Annotated in this window: 16 protein-coding genes; 9 read left to right on the top strand and 7 right to left on the bottom strand. The window is 37.7% G+C overall.

Translation table 11 applies throughout. The annotated features are described in order from the left end of the window. Nucleotides 1–141: 141 nt before the first annotated feature. The 7 genes from GQR56_RS17600 to GQR56_RS17570 form a co-directional block, all read right to left on the bottom strand. Entirely contained in the window at nucleotides 142–1,524 is a 1,383-nt protein-coding gene (locus GQR56_RS17600) for a Na+/H+ antiporter NhaC family protein (RefSeq protein ID WP_166113908.1), read from the bottom strand. A 535-nt stretch (nucleotides 1,525–2,059) separates the two neighbouring features. After that, the gene (locus GQR56_RS17595; RefSeq protein WP_166113905.1) at nucleotides 2,060–4,555 is read right to left on the bottom strand and encodes a di-heme oxidoredictase family protein; all 2,496 of its coding nucleotides are present in this window, start codon (nucleotides 4,553–4,555) and stop codon (nucleotides 2,060–2,062) included. 829 nt (nucleotides 4,556–5,384) lie between these two features. Next, complete coding sequence (locus GQR56_RS17590; RefSeq protein ID WP_029880441.1) at nucleotides 5,385–6,371, bottom strand: hypothetical protein; 987 nt, start codon at nucleotides 6,369–6,371, stop codon at nucleotides 5,385–5,387. 179 nt (nucleotides 6,372–6,550) lie between these two features. Then, nucleotides 6,551–7,159 (bottom strand): PqiC family protein, encoded by a 609-nt coding sequence (locus GQR56_RS17585; protein ID WP_024611136.1) that lies wholly within the window; start codon nucleotides 7,157–7,159, stop codon nucleotides 6,551–6,553. Next, nucleotides 7,159–8,814, bottom strand: a complete 1,656-nt coding sequence (gene pqiB / locus GQR56_RS17580; RefSeq protein ID WP_166113902.1) for an intermembrane transport protein PqiB — start codon at nucleotides 8,812–8,814, stop codon at nucleotides 7,159–7,161. Before pqiB ends, GQR56_RS17585 begins: the two co-directional genes overlap by 1 nt. Then, nucleotides 8,811–9,977 (bottom strand): PqiA/YebS family transporter subunit, encoded by a 1,167-nt coding sequence (locus GQR56_RS17575; RefSeq protein ID WP_024610938.1) that lies wholly within the window; start codon nucleotides 9,975–9,977, stop codon nucleotides 8,811–8,813. Before GQR56_RS17575 ends, pqiB begins: the two co-directional genes overlap by 4 nt. 346 nt (nucleotides 9,978–10,323) lie before the next feature. Continuing rightward, entirely contained in the window at nucleotides 10,324–11,139 is an 816-nt protein-coding gene (locus tag GQR56_RS17570; RefSeq protein WP_024610937.1) for a thioesterase family protein, read from the bottom strand. A gap of 241 nt (nucleotides 11,140–11,380) precedes the next feature. Here GQR56_RS17570 and dnaK point away from each other — a divergent pair, with 241 nt between their 5' ends. The 9 genes from dnaK (at nucleotide 11,381) to GQR56_RS17525 (ending at nucleotide 20,523) form a co-directional block, all read left to right on the top strand. Further along, nucleotides 11,381–13,297, top strand: a complete 1,917-nt coding sequence (gene dnaK, locus GQR56_RS17565; RefSeq protein WP_166113899.1) for a molecular chaperone DnaK — start codon at nucleotides 11,381–11,383, stop codon at nucleotides 13,295–13,297. Between the two features lie 202 nt (nucleotides 13,298–13,499). Next, the gene (gene dnaJ, locus GQR56_RS17560; protein WP_024610935.1) at nucleotides 13,500–14,639 is read left to right on the top strand and encodes a molecular chaperone DnaJ; all 1,140 of its coding nucleotides are present in this window, start codon (nucleotides 13,500–13,502) and stop codon (nucleotides 14,637–14,639) included. 99 nt (nucleotides 14,640–14,738) lie between these two features. Next, a complete protein-coding gene (gene ybaK / locus GQR56_RS17555) occupies nucleotides 14,739–15,200 on the top strand; it encodes a Cys-tRNA(Pro) deacylase (RefSeq protein ID WP_166113896.1) in 462 nt (153 codons plus the stop codon). Nucleotides 15,201–15,317: 117 nt separating this feature from the next. After that, nucleotides 15,318–15,722, top strand: a complete 405-nt coding sequence (locus GQR56_RS17550) for a DUF1761 domain-containing protein (protein WP_166113893.1) — start codon at nucleotides 15,318–15,320, stop codon at nucleotides 15,720–15,722. Nucleotides 15,723–15,846: 124 nt separating this feature from the next. Further along, the gene (locus GQR56_RS17545) at nucleotides 15,847–16,224 is read left to right on the top strand and encodes a response regulator (protein WP_024610933.1); all 378 of its coding nucleotides are present in this window, start codon (nucleotides 15,847–15,849) and stop codon (nucleotides 16,222–16,224) included. A 32-nt stretch (nucleotides 16,225–16,256) separates the two neighbouring features. Then, nucleotides 16,257–16,508 (top strand): hypothetical protein, encoded by a 252-nt coding sequence (locus GQR56_RS17540; RefSeq protein ID WP_024610932.1) that lies wholly within the window; start codon nucleotides 16,257–16,259, stop codon nucleotides 16,506–16,508. A gap of 453 nt (nucleotides 16,509–16,961) precedes the next feature. Next, nucleotides 16,962–17,225, top strand: a complete 264-nt coding sequence (locus tag GQR56_RS17535) for a hypothetical protein (protein WP_024610931.1) — start codon at nucleotides 16,962–16,964, stop codon at nucleotides 17,223–17,225. A gap of 171 nt (nucleotides 17,226–17,396) precedes the next feature. After that, on the top strand, nucleotides 17,397–19,166 hold the full coding sequence (locus GQR56_RS17530) for a cache domain-containing protein (RefSeq protein WP_166113890.1): 1,770 nt from the start codon (nucleotides 17,397–17,399) through the stop codon (nucleotides 19,164–19,166). After that, nucleotides 19,159–20,523 (top strand): sigma-54 dependent transcriptional regulator, encoded by a 1,365-nt coding sequence (locus GQR56_RS17525; protein ID WP_024610929.1) that lies wholly within the window; start codon nucleotides 19,159–19,161, stop codon nucleotides 20,521–20,523. The genes GQR56_RS17530 and GQR56_RS17525 overlap by 8 nt, the downstream gene beginning before the upstream one ends. Nucleotides 20,524–20,563: the final 40 nt, after the last annotated feature.

The raw sequence follows: 20,563 nt of genomic DNA, 5'->3' as shown, positions 1-20,563 counted from the left end.
AAATAGCTGAATATCAAGCATGAGAATGCTCCTTGTAAAAAGGAGTATAAGATCATACTTTGAAGTCAAGGTAAAGTTCGTGATCTTGCCCTGAAAATAAACCCCAATGTATTGCTACATTGGGGTTTTTATTTAAGCTAATTAAGCCATTACTAAAAAGCCTATAACAGCTAATGCCGCAGCAATTAGCGTGTAAGGCAATTGTGTAACGGCATGGCTCATTAAATTACAACCAGAGCCTTGCGCTGCGAGCACCGTTGAATCTGAGTAAAAACACGCTTGGCTACCAAAAGAAGAAGCCGATAATAGCGCCCCAATGACCAGTGGTATGTTTGCATCAACCGCATTTGCCAGCGGCATAACAATCGGAATTGATACAGCAAAAATACCCCAGCTAGACCCTGTTGCAAACGCTAAAATAGCCATCGAAATAAATACCACGGCTGGTAAATATGCAGCGGTCATATAAGGGCTTAAACTGCCAATAACAAACTGAGGTAAACCAATTAAGTCGCATACATCTTTAAATATAAACGCGGCTATAACAGTACCAATAGCGGGGATCATACTTTTAAATCCATCAAGCATGCGCTCAATCATTTCACTTACGCTCATTAATTTTTGTAGCGCATAAAACGGGAGAGTGACCGCCATTGTTGCTAGTAAGCCTTTGTATACGTCTATTTCAAAGTAAACCGTAAACGCGACCAATAAAATAATAGGCACTAAAAAGTTACGTAATTTACCTTTAGGGTCGGCATCTTCAAAGTTTTCTTCAGCTGCTTTTACTGCGTATTCATCTGCTGTTTGAACGTCACTGTATTGAGCAGGGTCGACTTGAGCTTGCTCAATTTTCGCCATTTGTTCTGCTTTTTTCATCGGACCAATTGCAGGAATAACACCTAGTACAACAAGTAAAACAACAAGCACGGCAAACCACGCGTAAAACATGTACGGAATAGCTTGAATATAAACAGCAATACCTTTGCCTTCTTCAGCAATACCGTTATCTACCAATAAGCCACCAAAGAATACCGCCCAAGTAGATAAAGGGACAAGTACACAGATTGGTGCGGCAGTAGAGTCAACAACATAGGCAAGCATTTCACGGCTAACTTTAAATTTATCGGTAATGCGTTTCATGGTCTCACCCACGGTAAGCGCATTTAAGTAGTCATCAATAAAAATAACCACACCTAAGCAAAAGGTCATAAACAAAGATGAGCGTTTACCTTTGGTGTATTTAAGAGCTAGCTTGCCAAAAGCCGATGCGCCACCTGTACGTACTAATAGCGCGATGAGTGCACCAAAGCCACCACATACAAGTATTAGCCAGCCGATAGTTTCGTCTGTCATCACTTTTAGCGATGTACTCGCAAAGTTAGTAAGTACCTGTGCAGGGTCGGCTATAACTAAACCAACTAAAGCACCAATAAGTAAAGATAAAATAGGGCGGCGTAATACAACAGCCAATATAACCACCACTAACGGTGGTAGTAAACTCAACGCAGAAGGTTCAAGCATTTAAGTATTCACAAAATTAAAAGCATGCATAAAAATTAAAAGTATAATTTTTAAACTGCTTATACAAAAACAAAGAAGATGATAAGTTTGTTGTTAAATCATATTCCAAGTCACTGCTTTTGTACGCGCGGGAGGGTCACTAAATGGTTATGTTAAATAGCCGTTTTAATGAGACGCGTTGGCTTTGGCGCCAGACGGTGCAAGGAGTGCAAACCGCTATTGTTGTGCCTGTAAAAACATCAGCGCAAAAATAATCTGCTTTTTAATTTCAGTCAATAAATAAATGCATTAAATAACATTTATTTTAATGCTGTGATTAAAAGCTATTTAGTACTGAACTTTCACTCAGTTAAAAAACGAATCATGATGCTTAAAATAAAAAGCCTATGCTGTAAGGGTAAATAGCATAGGCTTTAATTATTAACTTAAACTGTAAGTAATAAACCTAGATGTCATTATGATTTAATGGACTCGTAAATCCTCTTTATCAGATATAAGGTCAGTCAAAGTTAATAGCGATAGTTAATAACTCATTTTAAAGTGAGTTTAAAAATGTTAACAATGCTGATTGTTCTGATGAAGTGATGCTTTCATAGGCAATACGGGCGTTTTCAGCTTCGCCGCCATGCCACATAATTGCTTCATTTATAGAACGCGCTCGTCCATCATGTAAATAGTTAGCGTCAGGTTTACACACATCATCACCCTGATAACCGGTAGGGTTAGTAACACCACCGGTTACGCAGGCTGATAAGCCAAGACCCCAAAGAGGTGCTGTTCGCCATTCTGCGCCTGTTGCATTACCAGCGCCTAAGTTATCAGCTAAACCTTCGCCCATATCATGCAATAATAAATCACTAAACGGGCGAATAGTTTGGTTTCGTAATTCGGCTAATGGTGCAAACTCACTGGTTTTCATTGTGCTGCGATGACAACTTTCACACCCAATCTCATTAAATATGGTTTCACCTAGAATAACATTATCGTTATCAAGGTCGCGTTGTGCACGAACACCTAACAAAGAAATATATTTAACTAAATTATTTAAATTTTCATCGGACAGCTCACTACCCAATTCATTTCCACAGGTTGTTTGATTAGGGCCACAATCAGGTGTTGGCTTTACCGATGTCATTACTCCCATGTCAGTATTTAATGCACCAGCAACTTGATGTTTAATAGACGTTGCATTGCCCTTGTAGCCAAAACGACCTAAACGCGTTTCACCAGTAAGTGGGTCTATTGATAATCGCGCTTTACCCGAAATACCATCTCCATCAAGGTCATCTTGATCTTCTCGTTCTAATATAGTTGCTTCGCTGACAGCCTCAAGCAAACCTAAACCGACTAACTGAGGTGCTAATCGAGCAGAAAAAAGTGCGGGTCTACCACTAGAAAATTCATAATTAGGAGAGCGCAAACCATTATTTTCAGTCCATGAGGCAATTGTTACCGTACCTTCACCTAATGCAGAGTTAATACCAATATTACTAGGCTGTAATACACTCCCTCTCAAAAGGTCTGGCTGAGAGTCAGCATCAGCGATTGCAAATACCCACTTATCTAAAGGAACACCGGTATTAGCCACTGAAGCTCGGCCATTGCGTTCATGGCAACCAGAACAAGATGTATTAACATAATGCATACCAGCTTTGCCTACAAGCTCAGTGAAAATGCCATTTTCAACACTTTCGTCGTGTCCACCCGTGGTAAAGTTAGTGTGGTGAATTCGTCGACCTTGTACAAATGCTTGACCGTTTACGTTTGATAAATTGGTAGCCATTTGCATAAAGTGGTTATCAGGTTCGTTAGTGTAGTTATAAGGCAAAGTGGTACCGCCACCTAGGCGACCATTTTGGGCAATTGGGTATGAATCTTCACGTTCAGAACTCTCGTCATCAAAGTTACCAACGGTTTTCCAAGGGGCTAAACCTTCACCAACAATATATAAATAAGTTGTACCGTAGTAATTCGTACGACCTTCAGGGACTGATATATCTAAAAACTGGCTCACTTCAAACTCCATACGTTGGCCAACTTCTAGAGGCATAACATTAGACGGGGACCAATTTAATGGACGATAATCATTAATAACTAATTTATATCGATATTGATTACCTGTATCGCTTATTTTATTAAAATCATGGTCATAACTACCATTATCTAATTCAATCACTCCACCGCCAAGGTTACCATGGTATTCTGCAACGGTATTTAAACCTCGATACCAAGCTCTAAATTCTTTGGCGTCTAATTTCCACTCTGTGATAAAAGTGATTTCAATTGAATCGCCGCCTTTAGCAACATAATCAACAAATTCGAATTGTGCGGTACGGTGTGTCCAATAATGCGATAAATAGTGATCGTAAGCTTGAAATTGATCCTCTTTTGCATGGCGATCCCGTCCTCTGTCTGCAAAGCGAGTAACGAGTGCATCACCACGATCAAAAGAAATAGCATGCTCAAGTACTGTTGAATTGTTATATAACGGGACGATACTACCTAAGTCAGTTTCTTCTTCATTATCATTAGGCTCAATTATACAACCGACTGCATCAACAACTACGTTAGTTGCTGTGTTAGGGCATAGATCTTCGGTGTCATTAACACCATCATTATCTGAATCTGTGCTATCAACAACAGCATTAAAAATATAGGTACTCCAAGGTGAGTCTTTTGCTGCTCCACTCTCATCTAAATAAGTATATGAGTACTTAATAATGTCGCCATTGCTCAAGCCCGTTAGAGTTCTTGTATTACGTGAGCCATTTATAATCATGCGAGCATTATGTTGATTATCGCTGTTTAAAATATAATGTACATCAGCCCAGTCAGATGTATTTACAAAAAATGTTATACTCGTTTGTGAGCTTATTTCAATACCAAACTGTTCATTAGCAACAACATTAGTATTTGCACTTAAGGTATTAAAAAGACCTTTATTTAATTGATTATTAACCGTTGCATGTACTTGTGTGATTGAACACAAAGTAATACTAATGGCACAGCCAAGCAGTGCGCTTTTTTTCATATTATTTTCCTTAAAAAATATCCAATTACTAAGGGATTAACCTCAATTTTTACTACATCTACCGCTTTTATCTTTTATAAACAGATAATTAAACGTGATATATAAATGATTTAAAGCTGTTAAATGGTAAGTAGAGTTGCGCAGGTTTTATGATGTTGATTTTTTTACTCGTTAAAACAAAGTAAGAATTTAAAAATCATTTCCAACTGCCCAATACCTTTACTCCTTACTATTAATCTCCTTGCTTTTCGATAATTTATGCCTCGTTACCGACACCGTTTTATTACCTCAAAATAGACCTCTAAATTAAGCGAATTGGTATTAAACGAGGATGTATTAATTACACTCGTGTGTATAAATACACAACTCAAAACAATGAATGCAAAACGCATTGTACCTAAAACGGGGTTTGCAAGGTATCGGTAAATAGTGTGGGGAATGTGTCAGGATTAGGTTTGTGTTTAAATTTAGAGGAGGTATGTTTTTAATTAAAAATACTTTGATATTTGAATTCAAAAAAATGATATTAAGTTTAAAGTTGGTTGCACAATTACGAATGGGGTTTTAGTGAGGTTTTAAGGTATGTTGGAAATGATATTTGAATCTATAAAACGCTAGTCAGGGTTAGCAAATATTAGCGAATGTTATGAAATTTTATCGATGTAATATATTTGGAATATACAGCAAATTATGAAAGCGCTCTAACATCTTACGCGCTCGTTTTTTGCTCAGTATAGAGGACCTTCGATCTTTTTATGAGACATTATGCCTTCACATTTATAACTACAGTTACAACGGGTAAAACTATAACTGTAGTTAGTGCTTTTATTTAATCACTTTGTTCTTGTACTTTTTTGTCTTTTAACGAATAAAGAAAAAATGGCACTAAAATGATTGGCAAAAAAAACAAAATAGAGAATATGCTACCCGATAATATTCCTTGTATTTTTACCATTAAGCTACCACTCAAATATAATGATAAAGGAAAAATGACCAATCCAAATACGATGTAATAACGCGTAAGCATTGTGCCTATTTTGTCTTTAGTTTTTCTTTTGGAATTTGTTAAGGCTAATCGAATACCTAAAAATGGGTAAAACATTACATTCCAAGCAATAAATATACCTAAGCCGAAAGGAAGATCCTTTGTAAGTATAAGCAGATGAGCAAGGATGAAGTAGGTTGCAAATACAATGAACAAACCACCTAAGTACTGAAAAAAACCATTAACTTCAAGCGTTGGTTTGTTTTTGCTAAAACCTAATATTACGTCGTAACAAATACGATAAAACATAGAAAAGCAGATAACCAACACGAGTGAGTTAATAAGCATAATACCGCTCATAAATATTTTATGTTGTTCAAGAGAAAGTGCTCTAGATATAGTTAAATGTTGTAATTTTGAACCTATATCTCCATAGGCAAGTTCGTAAAATTGACTCAAATTACTAAAGAGATAATCGAAATTAATGCTCGTTCCGAAGTAAAAATCTTGAATTGTAAACGTAAAAGTAAAAAGGAAAGGAAGGGAGACTGTAACCCAAATAGCTAAGAGTGTTCTAAAAAAAACAGACCTTGTTAAAAATAGTAACGGTATGCACCAGAAAGGGCTAGTAATAAAATATAAAGGTTCTATTAAAGGAACATCAAGAAAGAAAAACTTTGCAGCAATAAAAAAGCTATATGCAGCGGCCAATAAAACAAGCCCGCCAACACCAGCACCAATCATCTTCCTTTGACTTACAACATGAGCTCGTTCATCATTTCCCATTTGCATTAATTCTAAGTCGGTATAAGCGACCTCAACTTCTTTCATTTATAATTCCGTTTTAAGTTATTGAAAATAGGTAATTTACATGCTGGTTGTTACATACTTTTAAAATAATAATATATTATGAAGGGGTTCATTTTTATTAATTTTAATGACCCCTCATTCTTCTTTTTTAGCTAACTAACAAGTGCTTCTTTAGTGGAAAGCAATGAATAAGATCAAAACTACAGTCTTGCTTGTTCTATTTCTTTAGCGACATTTAGGTTGATGTTTAGCCATATTTTTTCAAGTGCCGAAACTAAACCGTCATAACCATCATCATCAATAGGGACTAAGTTTGAAAAGTTATGGATGCTGATCAAACGCCTGCCGGTCTCTGGGTGTGTGTAATATAATCGCCAAAGACCCGATATATCTGCATTACCCTTTAAGTCACCATTAAAGTGATGTATTTCGTACTCTAGTTCGTAAAACGTTTGCTGATCGATTTCTGTAATTACCGGCAAACCTTTTATTACCATCCAATTAGGCATGGCATTAAACAATGTTTGCTGAGCCGTAGCGGTTAGCATTACATCTGGCGATTCGCCCCATAAGTTGTAATTAGCAGCGTGAATTTGGTTACTGTCTATTTTCATAGCAATACCTAAGTTATTCAACGCGCCTCTAAGCACAACAGTTTGTATTCTTAGCTGTGCATCTGTTGCGCTAACATTACGAGACGACGCCCCAATTGGTTGCTCAAACTGATAATATTGCGTCGCAGTTTGTATTGATGAACTGCATGCACTCAATAGCAAAATTAATGTGGCTGATAAGAATAGCGATTTCATTATTGCTTCCTTGGTGTTGGATCGGTAGGGAGTGACTTATCAAAAATCAACATATTGGGTTGCTCGTTTAAACCTCGGGTTAATGGTTGTAGCCCTTCACTCAAACGTTTAAATTCTTTTAACGTTTGTTGTATTTGATGGTGAAGCTCTGAACCGGCTTGGTAACTTGCCATTGTTTTATCAAATTGACGCATAGTCACTTCAAACTGCTCCATACTCTTTGTCATTTTTTCAAAGTTACGGTTAAAGTCACCAGGTAAGTTTTGCGTATCTTTTTGACTTAACAGCTTTCGCATATCGTTAGCAAGCGCTTGGTAATCAGTGAAGGTTGCTTGCATTTGCTCTAGATTATCTTCAATTTTTAGATCGTTTACTTTATTAAGTACATCAGAAACCTGATCTGCCAGTACGGTTATACCACTAGAAATACTTGGGAAAACATCATACTGCACAAGTTTGTCTAAGTGTGCTTCTGGTGCATCAGGATAAATGTCAAAGTCGACATACACAGCACCTGTTAATAAATTACCCGGTTTTAGTGAGGCGCGCATACCGTTTTTAATCCAGCCTTTTAAACTGCCTTGCCAATATTCTTTTGCTGATGAACTATCGTGATAAAGGCGTCCATATTCAACTTTTATTAATACTGGAACGGCGGTATTGTTATTTCTAAAGTGTGCAGGCTTACCGTCAATAATAACATTGGCAGGGGCTTCTACAACGGTACCAACTCGCATACCGCGGTATTCTACCGGAGCACCAGAACGCAGGCCTCTAATAGATTGCTCAAACTCAATAAGGTAGTAATCAAAGTCATAAAAGCGCTCTTCAAGTGCTTCTTTATAGCTTTGGCTTAGTGAAAAGCTATAACCATCATCTGCTATATCGCCAGGGGCTTGTTGCTCAGGCAAACCAACAGATATACCACCTTTTAAAAGTTTACTTAACGAACCTGTATTTATATTAATTCCGTCGGCAGAGAGGTCAATTTCGATTCCGGCATTAACCCAAAAAATAGAATTTAATGTAATAAGATTTTGATACGGTTCTTTAATAAAAATACCGTATTTCATTGCTTGGTTTTCCCAATCAAATGTAGCGGTTTCTATCTGTCCAATTTTATAGTTTTTGAAAAATATACCTGTACTCACATCAAGCACTTCTGCTTTATAGCTTAGTAGCTTAAAGCGCCCACCTTTAACGTCTTTACCAATAAGTGCGGGTTCGTCTTGTAATGTAAATTTTTCTTTTAATTGTTTACTTTCACCAGGCGAAAACTCTAAATACACACCCGATAAAAGGGTACTCATACCGCTTATACCGGTTTCATCAATGCGGGGTTTTACTACCCACATTTTGGCATCGTCAGTTAATAACTCGTTATAGTGTTTATCTATTTGGGCTCTAGCAATTACGCTGTCTTGCGTGTCTGATAGGCGAACATGATCTATTTGACCTATTTTAACACTGCGTACTTTTATTTCGGTTTTACCCGCAATAATGCCTTCTGCTTGAGGCATCTCAATAAAAATAGTAGGTCCTTTATTCGACTGATACTGATACAGCATCCAAACACCCACTAACAGCGCAATAGCCGGAATGATCCAGATGGCGGAGATTTTAGGTTCTTTTGTTATTTCGGCTGTTTCGGTCATGCTTTAGTCTCTGAAGTTTTGTTTTTAGGTGAATCCCACAGTAATCGTGGGTCAAAGGCGTGGGCAGCCATCATTTGGCATATTACCATAATCGTAAAAAATACAATGCCTAAACCAGGAGTTACCGACATTAAATTACCCAATTGAACTAAGGCAACTAATATAGCAACCACGAATACATCTATCATAGACCATTTACCTATGAATTCAGTTAGTTGATAAATACGGGTATAACCTTTTGTGTGGCTATTAGCGGGTCTTGCAACCATGATACATAAAAAGCTCAGTACAAATGCTTTAGCGAGTGGGACAACAACACTGGCTAAAAATATAATCGTTGCAATAGGGTACGAGCCACTTTTCCATAGCGTGATTACACCGCCAATTAAAGTCGAAGGCGATTCGTCTCCTAAGCTGGTGGTGTGCATAATTGGTAAAATGTTCGCCGGAATATAGCAAACAACAGAGGTTATTAACCAAGCTGCCGCTTTTTGCACACTATAAGGATTTCTTACATGTGTTTTTGTATGACAACGCTGGCAAACATTCCCACTACATAATTGATGGCACACATGGCATGCCTTTATGTTTTCATCAATTGCACGTTTTGCATGCTGAGCACCTTCAAGTATTTTTATTGGCTTAATTTGAGCCCATAATCGGGGACGGTTTAAGTGGGCAAGCGCTGCTATATATAAAATAACAAAGCCTACATAAGCCCAAAAGCTAATACCAAAGCTAATATCAGCAAGCGACATAATTTTAACCATGCTTACGAGCACACCGATTAAAAATATTTCCGACATGATCCAAGGCTCTAGAGCAAGTGTAAATTTTAGGAGTCTCCTAGCAATGCCTTGTGGTAGTGTTTTTAATACACCAAGATGCAAAGGTATTAAAATAAGGAGTAAGCTCATAGGCAGAGCAATAATGCTTAAATCTATAAATAAGCCGAGTAATTCACTGTCGTAATTAAACAATATACGCGCGGCATCGGGTAGGGTAATCGTTTGTGTTATTCCGCTACTACTAAATGAAAGAAACGGGTAAAAAACACTGCTTAAAAGCATTAGTAAAGCGCTAAAACTAAGCGCAACAATACGGTTATCATGATTAACATCAGCTTCGCACAATTTATGATGACAATGCGGACATATAGCCATTTGTTTTGCAATGATGCGAGGGATATCAACAATTAGGTCGCAGCAAGGGCATACAGTTTGCAAATTGTTAACCTAATATAAAGTGACGTTACTGAATTTTGCTATATTTGCTGCATTAATACAACGCGAAAATCTAATTCGTACTTAGTTGAATACAAAGGCCGCGCGTTAAACTCACATTAATTACGTAGTCATTATAATTTAACACCTTCATTAAGCTGACTTGCTATACAAAGCCCGCTTAATAATTAAGTGAAGTAGGGGCAAGAAAATAGCGCAGTAAAAAGGGTTAAGTTTAGTCATTAAGGCTTAACCACTTAAAAGTTACTTGGGCATTTAAAGGGGTTTAATCAAATAACGCTACAGTTTGGCGTGTTAGTGCAATTAACTCTCCTGATTGCGACCAAATACAACCATCCTCTAATCCATAACCATCTTTTGAATGATGAGTGATTGCTTCAAAACCTAGCCATTCCCCAGGTGTTAAGTTTGGTTCTTGAACAAACTCTAAATACCACGACATGCTACTTGCAGGAGCGGGTTGTTTAAACATTTGTAAAAGTGTTGGCGGCCATGCGTCAGTAAGCGCAATAACATGGGCCTCTGTTATTTGCTCTGGTGTATGTTTAAAGCGCATCCATCCACCTAAATGAGAGGTTTCTGCGCTGCTAAATGGCATAGCGCCTTGTTGTGGACATAAATCAACGTGTTGAAAAAATGCAGGCATTTGATCTTTAACAAATGGTAAAGTATGGCGCTCATTTACTGGTTTTAAGCTTAGTGATTTTGATACAGGTACATTTATTGCTGATTCTCTACTTTTAGCAAAACATGCTTGTACTATTACACAGACTTGATTGTTTTGAATTGCTTTAGCAAGTACTTGAGTGCTGCTTTTCCCCTGGCGTAGTATTTCAACCGATAAAGAAAAAGGCGTGTCGGCAAGTAAAGGACCTACAAAATTAGTACTTAAAGACAGTAAACGACGATCCTCCGTTACCTTACCTCTTATTGCTTGATATAGCAGCGCAGCAGAAAGACCACCAAAAGCCGTTCTGCCTTGGCACCAGTTTTCTGGAAATTGCATTGTAGCCGTTAGTTGTTCTGTACTTTGTGCTTTGCCAATTTTTGCTGCTTGCTCAAGTAAGTGATCAAAATACATGGTAGATATCCTTAATAAGTGCGATTTAGTAAATTTATAACACAGAGAAACTTGTCAGACCAGTAATTAAAAGTCACTGCCAGCGCTTCAAAAACAGTCATTCCTTACAGTTATTAGGGTTATTTTGTAAATAAATCATAAAAAATGAATTTTTTTTCATTTTTACAGTTGAAATAAGTTTGGAGCAACCCTATTTACTAGTCATCGAACGTTTAACGAATATTGAAGTTGGAGAAATTTCATGGGTAAAATTATTGGAATAGATTTAGGTACTACAAACTCTTGTGTTGCAGTACTTGATGGTGGCAAAGCACGTGTTATTGAAAACGCGGAAGGCGATCGCACAACCCCGTCTATTATTGCTTATACGCAAGACGGTGAAACATTAGTAGGTCAATCTGCTAAACGTCAAGCGGTTACTAACCCGACAAACACATTATTTGCAATCAAGCGTTTAATTGGTCGTCGTTTTGAAGACGAAGAAGTACAACGCGATATCGGCATCATGCCGTTTAAAATTGTTAAAGCCGACAACGGTGATGCATGGGTAGAAGCGGGCGGCGAAAAACGCGCTGCACCACAAATTTCTGCTGAAGTACTGAAAAAAATGAAGAAAACAGCTGAAGACTTCTTAGGTGAAGAAGTAACTGAAGCCGTAATCACAGTACCTGCATACTTTAACGATTCACAACGCCAAGCAACAAAAGATGCTGGTCGTATTGCGGGTCTTGAAGTTAAACGTATTATTAATGAGCCAACTGCTGCGGCACTTGCTTACGGCATGGATAAAAACCGTGGCGAAAACGTAGTTGCAGTATATGACTTAGGTGGCGGTACTTTCGATTTATCAATCATTGAAATTGATGAAGTTGAAGGCGAGCACACTTTTGAAGTACTTGCTACAAACGGCGACACTCACTTAGGTGGTGAAGATTTCGATAACCGTGTAATCAACTACTTAGTAGCTGAATTCAAGAAAGATCAAGGCTTAGACCTTAAAAATGATCCACTTGCAATGCAACGTGTTAAAGAAGCTGCTGAAAAAGCAAAAATTGAACTTTCATCTGCACAGTCTACTGAAGTAAATCTTCCGTATGTAACTGCTGATGCATCTGGTCCTAAGCACATGAACGTGAAACTAACACGTGCTAAGCTTGAGTCACTAGTTGAAGATTTAGTAACTAAAACAATTGAACCACTTAAACGTGCACTTGCTGATGCTGATTTATCAGTAAGCGACATCAACGACATTATTCTTGTTGGTGGTCAAACACGTATGCCTTTAGTACAAAAAATCGTTGCAGAGTTCTTCGGTAAAGAACCTCGTAAAGATGTTAACCCTGATGAAGCAGTAGCCGTAGGCGCAGCGATTCAAGGTGGTGTACTTGCTGGTGACGTTAAAGATGTACTATTACTAGACGTTTCTCCATTATCTCTAGGTATTGAGACAATGGGTTCAGTAATGACTGCATTGATTGAGAAAAATACGACGATTCCTACTAAGAAATCGCAAACGTTCTCAACAGCTGAAGATAATCAATCTGCTGTAACAATTCATGTACTTCAAGGTGAGCGTAAACGTTCAAGCGACAATAAATCTCTAGGTCAATTTAACCTAGAAGGTATTCGTCCAGCACAACGTGGTACACCGCAAATTGAAGTAACATTTGATGTTGATGCCGATGGTATCTTACATGTATCTGCTAAAGATAAAGATACAGGTAAAGAGCAAAAGATTACGATTCAAGCATCTTCAGGCTTAAGCGATGACGAAATTGAAGCGATGGTTCGTGATGCAGAAGCACATGCTGAAGACGATAAAAAGTTTGAAGAACTTGTAGCTGCTCGTAACCAAGCTGACGCTTTAGTTCACGGTACACGTAAGCAAGTTGAAGAAGCTGGCGATGCATTACCAAGCGAAGACAAAGAAGCGATTGAAGCTGCTGTTGTAGATTTAGAAGCTGCAATTAAGAGCGACAATAAAGAAGAGATTGAAGCTAAAACTCAAGCTCTTGCTGAAAAGTCTCAAAAACTGATGGAAATTGCTCAAGCGAAAGCACAGCAAGGTTCAGCAGATGCAGGCGAGCAACAGCAATCATCTAAGCAAGACGACGATGTTGTTGATGCAGAGTTCGAAGAAGTGAAAGACGACAAGTAATTGTTGCTACCGCTTCTCGCTAGCCAAAAACACTTAACTCAGTTAGGTGTTTAGGTTAGGATGAACAATTGAGGCGCGCGAGCAATAGCTTGTCGCGCCTTTTGCATGTATTCAAGGTTTAAAAATTCAATGATAAATCGATGCGATTTATCGGTTTATCCAGCAGCCTACGCTGCAAATAGAAAAGAGTAGTGTGATAGATATGTCAAAACGCGATTATTACGAAGTCCTCGGCGTAAGCAAAGATGCGAGTGAGCGAGACATAAAAAAAGCGTATAAACGCTTAGCGATGAAATATCATCCAGATCGTACCGCAGGCGATAAAGATCTCGAAATAAAATTCAAAGAAGTTAAAGAAGCGTACGAAATTTTAACCGACGATCAAAAGCGTCAAATGTATGACCAACATGGTCACGCAGCCTTTGAACAAGGTGGCGGCGGTGGTCACGGTGGTTTTGGTGGCGGTCAGGGCGACTTTGGTGATGTATTTGGTGATGTATTTGGTGATATTTTTGGTGGCGGCGGTGGTCGACGCCAATCTCGTCAACAACGTGGATCTGACTTACGTTACAACATGGACTTAAGCTTAGAAGAAGCGGTTCGTGGTAAAGAAGTTGAAATTAAAGTGCCAACATGGGTTGGTTGTGAACCATGTGACGGCAGTGGTGCTAAAGCTGGTTCTAAACCTAAAACATGTACAACGTGTCATGGTGCTGGCCAAGTACAAATGCGCCAAGGTTTCTTTGCTGTACAACAAACGTGTCCAACGTGTCAGGGTCAAGGTCAAATTATTTCTGACCCTTGTAACAGTTGTCATGGTCAGGGTCGTGTAGAGAAAACTAAAACGCTTTCAGTTAAAATTCCAGCAGGCGTTGATACAGGTGATCGTATTCGCTTAACTGGCGAAGGCGAAGCCGGTATGCATGGCGCGCCATCGGGCGATTTGTATGTGCAAGTGTCGGTTCGTGAACATGAAATATTTGTACGTGAAGCGAATAATTTATATTGTGAAGTGCCAATTAGCTTTACAACGTCGGGTCTTGGTGGCGAAATTCAAGTGCCAACACTAGATGGTCGTGCAAAACTTAAAATACCTTCTGAAACTCAAACGGGCAAAATGTTCCGTATGCGTGGCAAAGGTGTTAAGTCTGTACGCAGTGGTGCTCAAGGCGATCTAATTTGTAAAGTAGTAATCGAAACGCCAGTTAATCTTAACGAGCGTCAACGTGAACTACTTAAAGAACTAGATGAAAGCATGGGCACAGACAGCTCAAAAAACCGTCCTAAAGAGCAAGGCTTTTTTGACGGTGTTAAAAAGTTTTTTGATGATTTAACTAAGTAAATTTAAATTATTATAAATAATGAAACGACGCTTTTAGCGTCGTTTTTTTTGCTTTAAACTTAATTTTTGTTACTGTTAATAAAAACACGATTAGATAGTATGACACCAGCAATAGAGCTACTTAAAAAACAAAAAATTCCTTTTGATGTACTAAGTTATGAGCACGATACAAGTAATAGCCATTACGGGCTTGAAGCGGTAGAAAAGCTAAATCTAAATAGTGAACAAGTATACAAAACCCTTGTTCTTGAAACGCACGAAGGGCAATTAATCGTTGCTATTACACCGGTATCTCAGCATGTTAACTTAAAGCAACTTGCAAAGTGTTGTGGTACTAAAAAAGTGGCTATGGCTGCCGCTCAAAAGGTACAAACTAGCACTGGTTATATTTTAGGAGGTGTAAGCCCATTAGGTCAAAAGAAGCGTTTACCAACCTTTATACATAGCAGCGTATCACAGTTTGAAAATATATACGTTAGTGCAGGAAAGCGAGGCTTAGAAGTAGCCTTAAAACCAGCTGATTTAGCCTTATTAACGAATGCTAAATTTGGCGATTTTTAATGTTTTTTAAATAAAGCAAAGTCGTTTTTGGGATAATTATAAGCGTTATATTTGCTGCATTAACAATTGTTAACTACAGTCTAAGACCTTCTGAGTGCAATAATTACGGCTAGCAAGATGAACTTTAATGATGTTGATTACTTTGCAATATTAATAGCTGCTCTTTCCTCATTTATGCTTCGTGGTGTGTGGTATTCAAAAGTAATGTTTAAACAAGCATGGTTGGAAAGCTGTGGTTTAACAGAGCTTGATTTACAATCGGCAAACCCAAATTGGATATTTGTAGGAAGTTTCATTTTTGCATTAATATCAGCGTTTACTCTATCTCTTTTTTTAGGCGCTGATGTAAGTACTGGTGAAGGCGTTTTTACTGGTTTTGCTATCGGCTTATTCTGGGTAAGTAGCTCATTAGGCTTAAATTGTATTTTTGAACAGCGCCCGGCTAAATTATTTTTAATTAACAGTGGTTATCATATATTGCAGTTCTCTATCATGGGCTTAGTTTTAGAGCTTTGGTCATAGTTTGATAAATATTGAGGTTAAATTGTAATGAATAATAACGGGTTATACTTTTTTCTTGATAGTTTTATATTAGTAAGTTAACGTTTATTCATACTTAAAATTTTAACCAGTGGTAGTAAAACGTATGAAAATACTGGTTGTTGATGATATGCCGTTAATGCGTCACGTACTAATAAATATGCTCAGAAAGTTAGAGTATGACGATATTGTTGAAGCAACTGATGGCATTCAAGCGTTTACCTTGCTTCACCAACAGCACTTTGATTTAGTGATCACAGATTTACACATGCCAAAAATGGATGGTAAAAACTTACTAAATCGTATTCGCGATGATGTTAAATTAGCTTCTTTACCTGTACTAATGGTGACCTGCGAAGATAACGGTGATCGTGTGAAAGAAATAATTGCGGCAAACGTTTCAGGTTTTATAATTAAGCCATTCAATTTAAATGTTTTGTCTACCCAGTTAAACATCGTTATTGGAAAAATGAATAAAACCTAATTTTAAATAGATTGTAGATTGTGGAGTGTGTAGTGGCTAAACCGAATAAAAAAGGACCTTCGAGAACAGTCGATATCTTTTGTAGCCAATGTAAAACTCAATTATATACTTACCGCAAAGGAGGAAAGGGCGCGCTTATTAAGTGTTTTGTTGAGCGTATTGTACAAAACTATACACAACAAATTGGTATTTGCCCTAGTTGTGAGCGTCAATTTGCACGCACAACTGTAATTAGAGGTGTACCTGCTTATAAGATGATTGGCGGTAAAGTTACGTTTAAATAGTCGCTAATCTCAAACTTGAATGTTAAATTTATACCAGTGACTATTTTTCAGTGCTAACGGTGCTAACGGTGCTAAAAGCAATTGCAATAAACTAGCTATTGATGCTCAAATTTCCCCTGTTATTTTAAAAAACTCCCTACTAAATTTTTTAATATTTAAGTTTTTAAATCAGTATCTAGTAAATCACTTAACCTGGTTTTAAGTACGTTAGTGTAACCATTACGCTTAATTTTAATATGACCTACCTGTGTTATGTAAACATTATCAGTGCTTTTATTAGTAAACTATTGAGTAATACACTTTTATGATTATATGCAGGACATTTATCCTTGTTCGATTTAAGCAGTTTGTTAGAATCGCCCGGTTTTGCTGTTTCAATGAATGAAAAAATACCCTCCCCATGGATTGGGCCAGTTTTTTGGGTTATTTAAAAAATGGATAAAGGATAGTTTCGTGATAGCACTCTTGTTTGACATTATAGGTATGGCTGGCACCTTTTTGGTTGTTGGTTCGTTCTTTTTATTACAGCTTGGTAAGACTTCTCCGACCAGCCTAATGTACAATATAATGAATTTAACAGGGGCAATTTTATTATTAATTAGCCTGTGTTATAACTTCAATTTAGCCAGCTTTGTGATAGAAATATTTTGGATTGCGGCTTCGTTAATTGGCTTATATAAATACGCAAAAAACAAATCTACTTTAGCTGCAAGTTAATAAATTATAGATTTAGTTTTTTATAGATCGCTGTAAATACCTTTATTTACGGCGATTTTTGTTTTTATACATTCTTGATGTATTTGTTAACAAAAAGTTTATATCTCTATAAAGAATAAGTCGTTACACTAGCGCCCTAAAAATTATCTAGGCTATTTTTGTAGGCGAGCCATGTTTTCTTTTTCAAAAAAAATAATCACCATATGTATATTACTAATATTAATATTGGTATCAACCTTCTGGATCGGTCGCGCTCATGATGTTGAACAAGCAACCTATCAAGCAAAGCGCCAAGTAACACAATTAAATCATTATATTGATACTGAACTTGCTCGTTTTTCTGCTATTCCGCAATTATTAACATACAATGAGCTTATGATTAATTTTGTCAGTGGCGAGCAACAACACTATAGCGTTATTAATAATTACCTTGCAGATATTCAACAAGCTAGCGGCGCATCTGATATTTTTATACTTAATACTCAAGGAGCTGTAACAGCAAGCAGCAATTGGCAAGCAGATTATACTTTTTTGGGTAGCAACTTTGCTTTTAGACCTTACTTTAAACGTGCGTTTGCGGGTGAAAAAGTAGCATATTTTGCTTTAGGTATGCGCTCTAAAGAGCGTGGTATATATTTTTCTCAGGCGGTATATAAAGATAATAAAGCTATTGGAGTTGTTGTTTTAAAAGTGAATGTAAGTAAATTCGAAAACGACCGAGAGCTATTAAACACCTCAAAAGGCAGTCACTTTTATTTACAGCTAGCAGATGAAGTTATTGCAATGTCTGATATTGAGGGATGGCGTTTAAACAGTTTTACAGAGCTCGGCATTGAAGCACGCCGTGATATTAAGTTACGCAGAGCCTATCTCGATCACCAACCGCAATATATTAAGCAGCTTCAATTTACGAGTGAAAATATTCCACATTTTAAAATAGATAAAGCGCTATATGTTACTTCATCTATGCCACTTCGTTATTTTAATGCCACTATGAACCTACTTGTTGATGTGTCTAAAGTTAATTCAGCACAAGTTCCTCGTTTATTTTGGGCATTCATTATTTATACTTTACTTATTATTATTGGTTACAGTTTACTTACCCGTTTTGCAGGCTATAAAAAACTATTGTACTCAAGGCACAGCCTAGAGCTTGAGGTTGTTGAGCGTACCCAAGCACTCGAAAAAGTGCAAACTGCATTAGTGCAATCAGCAAAGCTTGCGACAATAGGGCAACTGAGCGCGGGTATTAACCACGAAATAAATCAACCATTGAGTGCTATTAATACCTATTTAGCTTCTGCAAAACGTTTACTTGCAAAAGGCAATGTTACAGCACTTAATGAGAGCTTAATTGTTATTGAAGGGTTAGTTGAACGCGTACATCAAATTGTTGGTCAGCTTAAACATTTTAGTAAACCTTCTGATATGCAGCTTAGACCCTATCCCCTTGCAGGGCTTGTTAATAATGCTTTAATGATTTCGAGCGCGCAATTAAAGCAAGACAACGTGCAAGTAGAGTCTCCTAAATTTGATGAAACAGTTGTGGTATGGGTTGATGCACTTAAATTTGAGCAAGTGCTTGTTAACTTAATTACTAACGCCAGCCAAGCTATGAATGGCGCTATTATACGTAACTTGAGTTTTCATTTAGAGTGTTTTGAAGAGCGTGTAAAATTATCGATATTAGATACCGGCGCGGGCATTGAGCAACATGCATTTGGTAATTTGTTCGAACCTTTTTACAGTACTAAATCAAGTAATGGTTTAGGGTTGGGTTTATCTATATCAAAGCAAATAATTGACTCGTTTAATGGCTGTTTAAGTGCGCATAATCGATTAGAAGGCGGCGCTGAATTTATAATTAGCCTGTCGAGTAAAGAATCAAGCAATCAAGCAAATATTGAAAAAACGCCTACTCAGGAAAATCAAAATGATTGATAACACATTGTGTAAACATGTCGTCGTCATTGATGATGAAGCGATGATAAGAGATTCGCTTAAGCAACTGCTAACACTCGAGGGTTATGTTGTAGAGTGCTTTAATGACGCAAGCACCGCTTTGAGCAAGCTCAATAGGCGCTTTATGGGCATTATACTTAGCGACATTAATATGCCCGTTATGGATGGATTAACACTCCTGGAGCAAGTAACCGCATTTGACAGCGAGCTGCCGGTAATATTTTTAACCGGTTATGCAGATGTATCTGTTGCCGTTAAAGCAATGCAGTTAGGTGCATACGATTTATTTGAAAAGCCTCTTAACGAAAATTTACTCGATTGTTTAGCAAGAGCGTGTGATAAACGCCGCCTTGTTATGGAGAATCGCGCGTTAAAGCTTGCAGTGCAAAAAACCTCAGCGCCAGGCGTTCGTATATTGGGTGATACACCTAAAATGCAGCATATGATGCATTTACTAAATACCGTTATAGACACGCCTACCGATGTAATGATTGAAGGCGAAACGGGCACAGGCAAAGAGCTTGTAGCACGTTATTTACACGATCAGAGTAATCGCTCAAGCAGTAACTTTGTTGCTATTAATTGTGGTGCAGTACCCGAACAATTGATAGAAAGCGAACTGTTTGGCGCAGCAAGTGGAGCATACACGGGTGCTACGCAAAGTCGAAAAGGTAAGTTTGAATATGCACAAGGCGGTACGGTATTTTTAGATGAAATAGAAAGCACCCCCATGTCGTTACAGGTTAAGTTATTACGTGTATTAGAAGAGCGAAAAGTAACCCCCGTAGGTGATAATAAAGCTATTGATTTAGATATAAGAATTGTTGCAGCGACTAAAGTAGACTTACTATCGTTAGTTGAAAAGGGTGAGTTTAGAGCTGATTTATATTACAGGTTGAGCTTAGTTAAAGTAAATATTCCGCCTTTACGAGAGCGAAAAGCAGACATACTTTTATTGTTTAAACATTTTAGCTCAATAGCAGCGACTCGTTATCATAAAGCTCCAGCACCTTTAAACAGTGAATTACAGCAGCGTTTATTAGCTTACGATTGGCCAGGAAATGTGAGAGAGCTTAGAAATCAAGCTGAGCGCGCTGTATTATTAGGTGTTGAACTTGCGTTTTCGGTTACAAAAACACAAACCTTAGGTGAGCTTTCACCGGATTTAAGTCTATCTGAAAAAGTATCGTTTTATGAGCAATCACTTATCGAAGACGCACTTGAGAGAAACCATGGAAGTATTAAAAACACTATGGAAACATTGCAAATTGCGCGTAAAACCCTTTACGATAAAATGAGTAAATACAGCCTTAACCGCGATATGTTTATCGATTAAATGTGTGGATAAAGTGACAAGCCTTGCTTTTTAGTGTGTG

The sequence above is a fragment of the Pseudoalteromonas sp. Z9A5 genome, from assembly GCF_011378875.1.
Lineage (GTDB): Bacteria > Pseudomonadota > Gammaproteobacteria > Enterobacterales > Alteromonadaceae > Pseudoalteromonas.
The sequence above is the reverse complement of the archived record's forward strand: the minus strand, read 5'-3'. Positions and strand labels throughout refer to the sequence as shown.

Excerpts from the sequence above, each read along its gene's own strand:
- GQR56_RS17600 (WP_166113908.1), bottom strand. The coding sequence starts at position 1,524 with ATGCTTGAACCTTCTGCGTTGAGTTTACTACCACCGTTAGTGGTGGTT.
- GQR56_RS17595 (WP_166113905.1), bottom strand. The coding sequence starts at position 4,555 with ATGAAAAAAAGCGCACTGCTTGGCTGTGCCATTAGTATTACTTTGTGT.
- GQR56_RS17590 (WP_029880441.1), bottom strand. The coding sequence starts at position 6,371 with ATGAAAGAAGTTGAGGTCGCTTATACCGACTTAGAATTAATGCAAATG.
- GQR56_RS17585 (WP_024611136.1), bottom strand. The coding sequence starts at position 7,159 with ATGAAATCGCTATTCTTATCAGCCACATTAATTTTGCTATTGAGTGCA.
- pqiB (WP_166113902.1), bottom strand. The coding sequence starts at position 8,814 with ATGACCGAAACAGCCGAAATAACAAAAGAACCTAAAATCTCCGCCATC.
- GQR56_RS17575 (WP_024610938.1), bottom strand. The coding sequence starts at position 9,977 with ATGGCTATATGTCCGCATTGTCATCATAAATTGTGCGAAGCTGATGTT.
- GQR56_RS17570 (WP_024610937.1), bottom strand. The coding sequence starts at position 11,139 with ATGTATTTTGATCACTTACTTGAGCAAGCAGCAAAAATTGGCAAAGCA.
- dnaK (WP_166113899.1), top strand. The coding sequence starts at position 11,381 with ATGGGTAAAATTATTGGAATAGATTTAGGTACTACAAACTCTTGTGTT.
- dnaJ (WP_024610935.1), top strand. The coding sequence starts at position 13,500 with ATGTCAAAACGCGATTATTACGAAGTCCTCGGCGTAAGCAAAGATGCG.
- ybaK (WP_166113896.1), top strand. The coding sequence starts at position 14,739 with ATGACACCAGCAATAGAGCTACTTAAAAAACAAAAAATTCCTTTTGAT.
- GQR56_RS17550 (WP_166113893.1), top strand. The coding sequence starts at position 15,318 with ATGAACTTTAATGATGTTGATTACTTTGCAATATTAATAGCTGCTCTT.
- GQR56_RS17545 (WP_024610933.1), top strand. The coding sequence starts at position 15,847 with ATGAAAATACTGGTTGTTGATGATATGCCGTTAATGCGTCACGTACTA.
- GQR56_RS17530 (WP_166113890.1), top strand. The coding sequence starts at position 17,397 with ATGTTTTCTTTTTCAAAAAAAATAATCACCATATGTATATTACTAATA.
- GQR56_RS17525 (WP_024610929.1), top strand. The coding sequence starts at position 19,159 with ATGATTGATAACACATTGTGTAAACATGTCGTCGTCATTGATGATGAA.